Source organism: Okeania sp. SIO3I5, from assembly GCF_010672085.1.
Taxonomy (GTDB): Bacteria; Cyanobacteriota; Cyanobacteriia; order Cyanobacteriales; family Microcoleaceae; genus Trichodesmium.
The window spans coordinates 1-11,560 of the sequence record NZ_JAAHHT010000276.1; the positions used below are offsets into that span (position 1 = coordinate 1).

The following is an 11,560-nucleotide window of genomic DNA, read 5'->3' on the forward strand; positions in this document are numbered from 1 at the left end:
TTAGAAAATTACTTTCTTATTAAAAATTGAGTCAGGAAAAAGGAAGTAGGAAGAAAGCCAAAAATGATGAGGATAATTTCTCTAAGTTGGGATAGCAATTTTCCAGAGGTTGTCAAATTTTCTGGTAGAGCAAACCTCTACCAAACCAACCCAAAATCGGATGGGGAAATCTAAATTATAGTTCACTCAATATTTTTAATGTTTGTAGTTCTTGTTGAAAATCCGAACTATCATAATTCACACAAATATTTCTTTTACCTAGTTCTTGACGAAATTCAATTAAAGATAAGTTAGCAAAATTAGCTGCTTTTGCACTACTGATTTGATAGTCTCTAAACATGATAATTGCTAGTTCTAGTTGCAACAATTTTTCACTTTTTCCTGTTGCTTTGATAATCTCATTTGGAATTACAATACTCATAGGATGTTAAGATATTTAAGCTAGGGGTACAATTTTAACATAAAAAAGGAAACTTCAGCAGGAGGTACTGATAACTGATGTAGTGACACAACGCGCGTTGTGTCACTACTAACTGATAACTGAAAAAGCTGATAACTGAATTAAAATGCAACAAAAAGAAAATTACCAAAACCTAATCAATTATTTTAATTCCGCTCTAGGAATTTTAGAACTTGAGCCAGATTCTCAATTGAGAAAAGATGTAATTTCTATCTCTGAATATCTGGCAAACCCTACTTTTAAAATAGCTGTTTTTGCTCCGTTTAATTATGGTAAATCTACTCTCCTAAATGCTTTGTTAGGAGAACGGACTTTACCTATCGATCTAATTCCCACAACTGGAGCGGCAATTTATGTAAAATATGGCAAAGAGTTAGAAACAAGAATTCAGTTGAAAGATGGGAGTATCATTAATGCCAATGGTACAGATATTCTCAAAGAATATGCTGTGCTAGATGATAACCGTCAAATGCGAGATGATGTAACTTCAGTAGAGGTTTATTGCCCTAATTCTTTTCTGGCAAGAGGGGTAGAATTTTTAGATTTGCCAGGAACTAATGATCGGGAAGCTCAAAATATTTTGGTGCAGGAAAAATTATTAACTGCCGATCTAGTAGTGCAGGTTTTAGATGCTAGAAATTTGATGACTTTGGGTGAGCGAGAAAATCTCAGAGATTGGTTGGGGGAACGGGGTATTAAGACTGTGGTTTTTGTGGTTAATTTTATGAATTTACTTACGCCAGAGGAGCAAAAAGAAGTTTCTAATAGAATGCGGTTTGTGGCAGAAAGTTTTCGCTCGGAACTGCCGGATAATATTAGTAATTTGTATCGGGTTGATGCTTTGCCTGCTTTGCGAGGGCGGTTAAAAGGTGATGTTTCTGTGGCACAAACAACAGGTTTAGCTACTTTTGAATCTGCTTTACAAAGTATTGTTGAAATTTCTGGGGAAAAGACAAATATTCAGTTGTCGAGAGTACGGGCGATCGCTTCTCAGTTATCTCAAGTAATTAAGGTTAATGCTCAGGAGGTAACTAAAGAGTTAATTGCTATTCAAGAGCAGAAAAGTGAAAAGTTTCAAATTCAAAAGCGGGCAGAAAAATTAATTAAAGAAGGTTTTAAAAGAAGTAGTTCAAATTTCCAAAGTTGGCTATATTTAACTAATCTTTTGGCAAAGTATCAATTTGAATTAGCTGTAGTTTTGGAACAGAGAACTTTTAATATTTGGGAGTCGGAAAAATTTCGACCAGAAGCACTGAAATATAAACAAGAAATTAGTGAGTGGGTAGATAAAGCTGCTGAGTTTTTTCAATTAGGAGAAACAGAAGAATTAATAATTACATTTCCTGAAGCTCCTAAGGTTTTTTTGCCACCCCCACCCCCATCAGAAACCCAAAAATCAGGAGGTCTAAGAAATATAGCGATCGCCTCTGGAATAGGTTGGTTATTAGGAGGTCCGATGGGTGCTGCAGTTGTTGGTGGAGCAACCTATTTTTTGAGCGATAATAAACAGAATAAATCGGAAAATTTAGCAAGTTATAAAGAGCAAGTAAAACAAGCTTATGCTAATGCTGCTAGAGATTATTTAAGTCGTTTTAGCACTGTCACTTTCAAAGCAATTGAAGAATATGAAGCAATAGCAGAAAAAGTTATTAAAGTTCCGGTTAGTCAGCAGTCACCAGAGGTAATTAAGTTAAGAAGTAAGTTGCAGTTATTAAATAATTTATCAGCAGAAATTAATCAAGAATTGGAATTTTTATTAGCGTAGGTTGGGTTAAGGCGCTCACACGGATTATGCCACGGATATACGGATTAAGAAGTATAAATTAGCTTTTTTCTGTGAGGATAACTCAACAGCAACCCAACAAAAATAAAGCTTTGTTGGGTTTTACTTCGTTTTACCAGAGCCTACATTTGACTAATTATTTTGACAAACTTTACGATCGCTTTAATATATATCTTCTGAAAAACCAAGCTAATAAACTGCCAATAATAACTAATATAAATTTGTACAATAGTGTATTTTGACAAATCAAAAAAAGGTGTAGGTTGGGTTGATGCGCTCACACGGATTATGCCACGGATATACGGATTAAGAAGTATAAATTAGCTTTTTTCTGTGAGGATAACTCAACAGCAACCCAACAAAAATAAAGCTTTGTTGGGTTTCACTTCGTTTTAGCAGAGCCTACATTTGACTAATTATTTTGACAAACTTTACGATCGCTTTAATATATATCTTCTGAAAAACCAAGCTAATAAACTGCCAATAATAACTAATATAAATTTGTACAATAGTGTATTTTGACAAATCAAAAAAAGGTGTAGGTTGGGTTGATGCGCTCACACGGATTATGCCACGGATATACGGATTAAGAAGTATAAAGTAGCTTGTTTTCTGTGAGGATAACTCAACAGCAACCCAACAAAAATAAAGCTTTGTTGGGTTTCACTTCGTTTTAGCAGAGCCTACATTTGACTAATTATTTTGACAAACTTTACGATCGCTTTAATATATATTTTCTGAAAAACCAAACAAATATACTGGCAGTAAAAAATATTATTAATTTTAATATCAATGTATTTTCACAAACCGGAGAATTCTTAGATAGAAGCGGAATTAATTCACATTTGTTTTGGGGATCATCACCCATAAAACTAACAACAGCTACTGCAGTACCTACTACAGAAATTAATTCTTGAAAGTTCTGATCGTTCTTAGCTTTTTCTATTTCTACTTGGCTGCGGATAGCGTTAATATTACCTTCTAATAATTTCAATCCTTGGTCAAAATTTTGTAAATCTCTTGTGATTTGCAAAAGATATTTTTCGTTGACTAATTTACTAAATTCTTCAAATAATGCGATTTCTGTTTTATTTATAGTGACTTTTTCTCTAGCTTTTTTCTGGAGAGTTTGTAATCTTTTGTCGTAATTACTTAAATTTATTTCTATTGTGCCTTGTTGAAATTTTAAATTATTGAGGAGGTTAGAATATTGATTAATCATAACTTGGAATTTACTCAGAACATCACTAATTTCTTCCAACTTATTAACTTGTCTATTTCCTTGAGTAATATTTGCTTCTACAGATTCAATTGTTGTCTTAATTAGACTAAATTTATCTTTAATTTCATTGCTTAAAATGCGAGTTTGGCCGTACGCCCAAACGACTTTATGGTGATAATAAAATAACCGCATCCAGTCTGCATAAAAATCAGCTAATTTGTTGAATGTTTCTGCGTCTGGATAAATAGCAATAATAATATGTTGACTTTGAACAACGGTAGTAATTTCTTTGTCTGTTAATTTTACAGTTTCTGGTTTTAAGTTATTGTCAGAATATTCAAAAATTGTTGCTCCCAGAAATTCACCTCTGCCATTAAATACTTCACTGAACATTGGATTTTTTATATTGGGCAAAATTGCTTCTAAACATTTTTCGGCAATTTCTTTTATTTCTTCTGGGGTTGTTTTTGAGGAATTAGGTAGGTAAGTGGATAGCATCCATGTCTGACCTAATCTGGCAGTATTTTCTCCTAATTTTTGTTGAATTTTAGCTTTTAATTCGCCAAAATATTCTGGTGTTTTTTTGTCGGGTGTAGCAACTTCTAATAATAGTCCATAACTATCTCCTAATCTTACTGGATAATAATAACCATTTTCTAAGGGGGTATCAGGATCTAAGTAAGTAAAAAAAGAATTAAGCAGGTGAACATAATCTGGTTCTATATTTTCGTTGTTGCCTCGTCTCTCTCGCCTGTCTTGTCTGTCTTGTTTTAATTTTTCCTGAACAGTTGGATGGAATTTTTGATAAAAATATTGGCGGTTTTTTTCTATGTCTTTTTCATCATCACCGAGACTGTTTCTGAGATCATAGAGAAATAAGTCAATTGTGGGATTAATAATATTAGTCATTACAGTTATTAGTTTTCTATCCAAAATAAAGTTTGGACTTCAATTGTACCAGGTATTGTATAACTAATCCTGTCATTAGACTTCTTGCATAAGTCAGGGAATAGGGAATAGGGGTTCAACAATTAATAATTAATAATGAATAATTAATAATTATTAATTGTTGAAAAGAAGAGGATTGACTAATCAGGAAAATTTTTATTTATTATCCCCTTCAAAGGGGAGGCTTTAAACCAAAATTTTTCGGTAAAAATTGTTGATTTTATCTCTCTTAATTAATTTAATTAAAAATTTTGCAAGAGGTCTATTTTTTATTAAAAAAAGGGCGTGGTGCGTATTAATGGGGATTCAAATCCTCATTATAAACCTTCACCTGATAATTTATTTATTATCTAACTAATTTTGACTAATTAAATTTAATAACTTATCCAACTTGCTAACTTTTTTAGCTGTTTCTGATGGCTCTGGCGATGATAGAACTTCGATACACATATTGGTAATTTCATTACTTTTTAAATCAGCAGAACTAATTCTGGGAATAGGACGTTCCTGGGGTTGATTTTTTGTCGGGTTAGCTATTGCTAACTCTTCAGTAGTAGGGAGAAAATCTTGAGGAATTTCGTCAATTTTTTCTAGTTTTGACTGAACATCTTGAAAGATTTTATTCAGAGATGAGTTATTACTAATTATTTCCTCTGCCATAGGTTTAGTATATATCTCCCAAGCTGTGGGGTCATCAGCTAATTGTTCTCCAATATCGTGGAGTTGCTCTGTTTCTTCTGAACTTAAATCTAACTCTTGAATGGCAAACATCAGAGATAATAAGAATTTGTCTTGGTTCATTAAATTGTCCATGTTTAGTATCCTTTTGTAATTTATTTTTTCTGTAGTCAAACTAATGCTTTGAGAAGCTGTTTGAGAACTGCTGTATGGAACCGATTAATCCTAAAAACCCAACCCTCTTTTCTCCTTTTTTATACCCCCTATTCCAGATTTGAAAGGGGTGGGATCAATGGCAGTCTCAAAGCATTTATCCTCCTAATAGAGATGTTTTGAGAGAGGTTTTTATGAGTTGACAAACAGTTTATTAGTTTGGACTTTAGGAATTATTCCCCACATATATATGATACAGCAGATTTAGAGCAAATGATGTACAAGGTAAATGGTGAAAATATTGTAGTGCAGGCATCTTGCCCGCGATTAGTGTACCTCATAACAACCGGAACTGCTGTAAGTTGAGGAATAACTCGACATTATTATAACCCAAGATTATAATAGAAAAGAAAAGTCTTAGTATTAAATATTTTTAACTATGCGTATAGAAGCCTTAGTTGTAGGAATTAATAACCACATATATGAGAAAAGTTTAAACCTCAAAGCTCCCGTTAATGATGCTAAAGCCATTTCTGAAATATTAGAAAAGTATGGCAAATTTCATGTGCAACGTTTGCCTAAAGATTATGATGAACAAGGGAAAGAAAGATTTCTTTTAAATGGCAAAGTCAAAAGCCAAGACCTCGAAACACGGATTAGTAATTTATTTAATCCTATGTCCAAAAATGAAATTCCTGATGTAGCTTTATTCTTCTTTGCTGGACATGGTCATGTAACCACAAAAGGGGGTATTCGAGAAGGATTTTTAGTCACCAGTGATGCTCAACTCAAAAACGAGAAATATGGTATTTCTTTAAATTGGTTCAAAGAATTATTAAAAAATAGTCCAGTCAAAAAACAAATAGTGTGGTTAGACTGTTGTTTTAGTGGAGAATTATTAAACTTTGAAGAAGCAGATCCAGGTAGTGGAAAAGAAATAAGTCGTTGCTTTATTACTGCATCTCGTTCTTTTGAAACAAGTATGGAAAAACTAGACGGAACACATGGTATGTTTACGTCTAGATTACTCAAAGGTTTAAATCCAGAAAATTCGATTGATGGTTGGATAACTAACTATATTTTGGCAGATTATATCAAAAAGAATATGCTGGATACTGCTCAAGCTCCTGTATTTCATAATTCAGGAGATGCGATTATTTTAACAACTAATACTCCGACTGAACCTATAGATGAACGTTGGCAAAATACTCCTCCTTATCGTGCTTTATCTTATTTTACAGAACAGGAAAAAGATGGGGTATTTTTTCATGGCAGAACTAGACTAACAGATGAATTAATTGACAGAATCAGAACTCATAATTTTATTGCCGTATTAGGAGCTTCCGGCAGTGGAAAATCATCCTTATTAAGAGCAGGTTTATTATATCAATTGAAGCGGGGGCAGAAAATTTCAGGAAGTGATAGATGGCAATATCTAAATCCTTTTACTCCCACTGCAACTCCTCTGGAAAATCTGCAACAGGCAATTATAAATCCCCCTAAATCCCCCTTAGAAAGGGGGACTTTGAAGGCGGCCTCCTTAGAAAAGGCGACAAGGGAGGACTTTGAAGGCTCTGCCCTTAACAAGGCGGCACAGGAGGACTTTGAAGGCTCCACCCTGAAACAGGACAGCGGAGGGGATAATGACAATCCCCCTAAATCCCCCTTAGAAAGGGGGACTTTGAAGGCGGCCTCCTTAGAAAGGGAGACTGCGGAAGACTTTGAAGGCTTTCCTCTTACACAGGAGAGGGTCGGGGATAATCATAATCCCCCTAAATCCCCCTTAGAAAGGGGGACTTTGAAGGCGGCCTCCTTAGAAAGGGAGACTGCGGAGGACTTTGAAGGCTCCCCCCTGAAACAGGACAGCGGAGGGGATAATCATAATCCCCCTAAATCCCCCTTAGAAAGGGGGACTTTGAAGGCGGCCTCCTTAGAAAGGGAGACTGCGGAAGACTTTGAAGGCTCTGCCCTGATAAAGGATAGCGGAGAAGACTTTGAAGGTTCTGCCCTGACAAAGGGGAAAATTGAAGACTCCCCCCTTACAAAGGGGGGCGGGGGGGGATTCAAAACTGTACCTCATAAATTAAATAATCCCGATAATATAGAAGGGGAAAAACCAGAGAATTTAACTGAGAAATTAATCGAGTTTATTCAGTCAGTAGAAGCTGAAAGAGTCATCATGGTAATCGACCAATTTGAGGAATCTTTTACTCTGTGTGAAACTCACGAAAAACGACAAGAATTTTTTGATTGTTTTTTAGATGCTATAGAAAATGAAGCGATTCAAAAGAAGTTTTGTTTAATCTTAGGAATGCGGGCGGACTTTCTCGACCAATGTTCAAAATATCCAGGTTTGGCAACTCAAATTAAGGAGCATCAATTATTAGTAACGCCTCTGGAAAAATCAGAAATAGAGGAGGCAATTAAAAAGCCGGCTGAATTAGTGGGGATGGGAGTAGAAGCTGGATTAGTTGCGCAAATGACGGAAGACTTTTTGCGTAATCCAGGTAGTTTACCTCTGCTGCAATATACTCTGGATGCACTGTGGAAATATGCGACTCAAGGGGAAGAGAAAAGTAAGTATTTGACTCTGGCAACTTATAGAAAGTTTGGTGGAATTAAGGGTACTTTGACAAAGCGAGCGAATGAAGTTTTTGAGAGTTTGAATAAGTCAGAAAAGTCGGTAGCGAAGAGGATATTTTTAGAATTAGTACAGCCTGGGCATGAGTCGATTAATTCAGATAAAGTAACAGATACTCGTCGGCGAGTAATTTTAGAAGATTTGCCAAATGAACTACATAGTTTAGAGCTGTTGTTAGAGGTGAGTGATAAATTGGCAGACCAAAATAATCGGTTAATAACTAAAGATAAGTCAGAGGCAGGAACATTATTAGATGTGATTCACGAAGAGTTAATCAGAAGTTGGGAAAAGTTGAGAAATTGGGTGGAAGAATATCAAGAGGCTTTGCCATTAGAAAGGAAGATAGAAGCTGATGCTAAAGAATGGAAAAAACAGGGAGAAAAAGATGATTGGTTGTGGCGAGAAAGGCAGTTAATAAAGGCAGAAGAATATGTGACAAAGTATGGGGATATGGGTTTGTTGGATGGGTTTGCTTGTGAGTTTGTCAGGGCGAGTCAGGAGTTGAGAAAGCGTTGGGAAGTTGAAGAAGAAGAACGGAAAAAAAGGGAATTGGAACAGGAGCAAAAAGCTCGGAGGTCAACTCAACGGTTGAATATATTTTTATCGTTTTTTTCGGTTTTAATGATTGGAGGAGCTGCCTATGCTTTGGTTCAGCAAGGGATAGCTCAATATAAGAGTAACGTCTCTTCTGCTGATAAGTTTGCGATTCAAGCACAGAGACCAAGAAGTGAGAAACTTTACAACACAAGCGTTTTGCTGGGAGTCGAATCAATGGAGAGAGTCAAAGACGCTCAAAAATTTCTAGATTCTTGGTTGGGGAAAGTTCTCAATAAATTCTTAGGCGGTCAGCTTTTAGATATACCTTATAATGAGGCAGATGGAGCTATCCGCAAGGGACTACCTCAACTGCCCGATGGCCTTTACGACTTCCTGCATCAGGGTAAGGTACTTGCAGTAGCTTTGAGTCCCGATGGTAAGACTATTGCTACTGCTAGTGATGACAAAACTACTCAGCTCTGGGATGTTGCTACTCAGAAACCCATCGCTACCCTGAACTATAAAGATATTGTCAAGAAAGTAGAATTTAGCCCCGACGGAAAGACTATTGTTGCTCTCAGTGAAGACAAAACCTCCCGTCTCTGGGATGCTGTTACTGGTAAAGCCAAATTTACCCTCCAACAACAGGGTATTAATGCAGTTGCTTTCAGTCCTGATAGTAAGACTATTGCTACTGCTAGTGAAGACAAAACTGCCAAGGTTTGGGATACTGCTACTGGAAAAGTCAAATTTACCCTCGAACATGAGGGTATTGTCAATGCAGTAGCTTTTAGTCCTGATGGTAAAAATATTGGTACTGTTAGTGATGACAACACTGCCAAGGTTTGGGATGCTGTTACTGGGAAACTCAAGAACACCATCGATCACAAGGAAGCTTGGATAGAAGGCACTTTAAATGTAGTCGTCTTCAGTCCCGACGGCAAAAAAATTCTTACTGCTACCAAAAATACCGTCTACCATTCGGATATTGTTTCTGGTATCTACCAATATGGAGGCAATGTGGAACCTATAAAAGATTTGGTTTATAGCCCCGACGGCGAAATCTTTGCTGTTGTTGGTGAGGATATTGTCGAAATCCGAAATAACAAAACCACTGCTACTCTAAACCCTCAAGGCAATATAAATGCAGTGGCATTCAGCCCCGACAGTAAGATTATTGCGACTGCTAGTGATGACAATACTATCCAACTATTTGATACTGCTACTGGCAATAGCATGGCTACCCTCAGCCACCAAGGCTCAGTAAATGCAGTCGCTTTTTCTCCGCAACCAAATGACAAAAGCTCTGAGAGCCATATAATTCTTACTGCAAGTGATGACAAAACTGCCCGCCTCTGGCAGACTGCTGCTGGTAATGGCATGATTACCCTGAAAGACTCTTCTTATTTACTAGCCTTCAGTCCCGATGGCAAAACTATTGCTAATGGTAGTCGCATCTGGGATGCTTCCACAGGCAAAGAAGTCGCTACCTTCAAGCACCAAAGTTCAGGAAATACAGTAGCCTTTAGCCCCGACAGCAAAACCATTGTTACGGGAGGTTCTAACCATACCTTCGGTCTCTGGGATGCTACTACTGGAAAACTCATCGCTAACCTCCGCCACCAAGGTCAGGTAGATGCAGTGGCCTTCAGCCCCGATGGCAAAACCATTGCTACTACCAGTTATGACCATACTGCCCGCCTCTGGGATGCTGCTACTGGCAAAGAGATCGCTATCCTGATCCACCCGCACCAAGTACATGCAGTCGCCTTCAGTCCCGATAGTCAAACTATTGTTACTGGCAGCATGGACGGAAACGCCAGGCTCTGGAATGTTGCTACTCAAAAATCCATCGCTATCCTCAACCACCAAGACTCAGTATCGCCAGTTGCCTTCAGCAGTAATGGCAAAACTATTGCTACTGCTGGTGGCAACACTGCCCGGCTCTGGGATGCTGCTACTCATAAACTCATCGCTACCCTCCAGCACCAGGACTATGTAACAGCAATAGCCTTGAGCAAGGATGGCAAAACTATTGCTACTGCCAGTAATGACCAAACCGCCCGCCTCTGGGATGCGGAAAGCGGCAAAGCGATCGCTACTCTCAACCACCAGAACTCAGTAAATGCCGTCACCTTGAGCAAGGATGGCAAAACTATTGCTACTGCCAGTAACGACCAAACGGCCAGAATGTGGGATATTAAGGGCAATGCCATAGCTACCCTCAACCACCAGGGCGCAGTATATGCAGTAGCATTCAGCCCCGACGGCAAAACCATTGTTACTGGCAGCAACTCAGGCACTTACCTGCATCGGGTAATGACAGAAGATTTAATGACAGAAGCTTGTCGCCGTCTTGGTCGGAATTTAACAGCAGAGGAATGGCAGCAGTATACGAACAGTAGCTTGGATAAATATGAGAAAACTTGCGATGAACTTCCGGTTCATCTTAGTCTAATTGCAGAAGCTAAAAATATAGCGGAAAAAGCGGAAAAAGAAGACATAAAAACAGCAATTTCTGTTTTGAAAAAAGCCCAAGAATTATCACCAGAAATTAACCTCAACCCTGATGCAAAAACTCAAGAAACAGATCCCGAACTTGTAGCGAACAAATTTGCTGCTCCTGGCAAGCTTGAAAAAGGAAAAATACAGGCACAAGAGGGGAACATAGAAAAGGCAATTTCTATCTTTAAGGAAGCCCAAAAATTGGAACCAGAAATTGACCTCGATCCTGATTCAGAAACTAAAGAAACAGACCCGAAAGTTGTGGCGAATAAATTCTTTACTACTGGCAAACTAAAAGAGGGGAAAAATTGGGCACAAGAGGGGAACATAGAAAAGGCGATTAGTCTTTATGAGCAAGCCCAAAAATTGGAACCAGAAATTGACCTCGATCCTGATACAGAAACTCAAGAAACAGATCCCCAACTTGTAGCGAAAAAATTTGCTGCTTCTGGTGCTGCTTCTAGGAAGGTTACAAAGGGAAAAATACTCGCACAACAGGGAAAAATAGAAGAGGCAATTAGTCTTTATGATGAAGCACAAAAATTAGCTCCCGATTTAGAAATAGATGCTTATTATTGGGGACAATTATGTCGGTATGGCAGTTTAAATAATCAGGCTCAAGATGTGATGTTT

At 37.5% G+C, this 11,560-nt stretch carries 7 protein-coding genes; 2 read left to right on the top strand and 5 right to left on the bottom strand.

What is annotated here, in order from left to right:
- Positions 1-175 precede the first annotated feature (175 nt).
- Positions 176-421, bottom strand: coding sequence for a UPF0175 family protein (locus tag F6K40_RS34745; RefSeq protein ID WP_293143059.1), 246 nt, complete (start codon positions 419-421; stop codon positions 176-178).
- A gap of 145 nt (positions 422-566) precedes the next feature.
- Between F6K40_RS34745 and F6K40_RS34750 the strand changes: the two genes are divergently transcribed.
- Positions 567-2,225 (top strand): dynamin family protein, encoded by a 1,659-nt coding sequence (locus F6K40_RS34750; protein ID WP_293143062.1) that lies wholly within the window; start codon positions 567-569, stop codon positions 2,223-2,225.
- Between the two features lie 140 nt (positions 2,226-2,365).
- Here the strand turns inward: F6K40_RS34750 and F6K40_RS34755 are convergent, their stop codons facing one another.
- The 4 genes from F6K40_RS34755 to F6K40_RS34770 all read right to left on the bottom strand — a co-directional run bounded on the left by F6K40_RS34755 (position 2,366) and on the right by F6K40_RS34770 (position 5,226).
- Complete coding sequence (locus tag F6K40_RS34755; protein WP_293143065.1) at positions 2,366-2,524, bottom strand: hypothetical protein; 159 nt, start codon at positions 2,522-2,524, stop codon at positions 2,366-2,368.
- A gap of 121 nt (positions 2,525-2,645) precedes the next feature.
- Positions 2,646-2,804 carry a hypothetical protein gene (locus F6K40_RS34760; RefSeq protein ID WP_293143065.1) on the bottom strand — a complete coding sequence of 53 codons (159 nt, stop codon included), beginning with the start codon at positions 2,802-2,804 and terminating at the stop codon, positions 2,646-2,648.
- 151 nt (positions 2,805-2,955) lie between these two features.
- The gene (locus F6K40_RS34765) at positions 2,956-4,374 is read right to left on the bottom strand and encodes a hypothetical protein (protein WP_293143068.1); all 1,419 of its coding nucleotides are present in this window, start codon (positions 4,372-4,374) and stop codon (positions 2,956-2,958) included.
- 393 nt (positions 4,375-4,767) lie between these two features.
- Positions 4,768-5,226: a hypothetical protein gene (locus F6K40_RS34770; RefSeq protein ID WP_293143071.1), complete on the bottom strand. Its 459-nt coding sequence runs from the start codon at positions 5,224-5,226 to the stop codon at positions 4,768-4,770.
- A 457-nt stretch (positions 5,227-5,683) separates the two neighbouring features.
- Here F6K40_RS34770 and F6K40_RS34775 point away from each other — a divergent pair.
- Positions 5,684-11,560 (top strand): nSTAND1 domain-containing NTPase (locus tag F6K40_RS34775; RefSeq protein WP_293143074.1); only part of this gene is annotated, 5,877 nt, incomplete at its 3' end.

Excerpts from the sequence above, each read along its gene's own strand:
- F6K40_RS34745 (WP_293143059.1), bottom strand. The coding sequence starts at position 421 with ATGAGTATTGTAATTCCAAATGAGATTATCAAAGCAACAGGAAAAAGT.
- F6K40_RS34770 (WP_293143071.1), bottom strand. The coding sequence starts at position 5,226 with ATGGACAATTTAATGAACCAAGACAAATTCTTATTATCTCTGATGTTT.
- F6K40_RS34765 (WP_293143068.1), bottom strand. The coding sequence starts at position 4,374 with ATGACTAATATTATTAATCCCACAATTGACTTATTTCTCTATGATCTC.
- F6K40_RS34750 (WP_293143062.1), top strand. The coding sequence starts at position 567 with ATGCAACAAAAAGAAAATTACCAAAACCTAATCAATTATTTTAATTCC.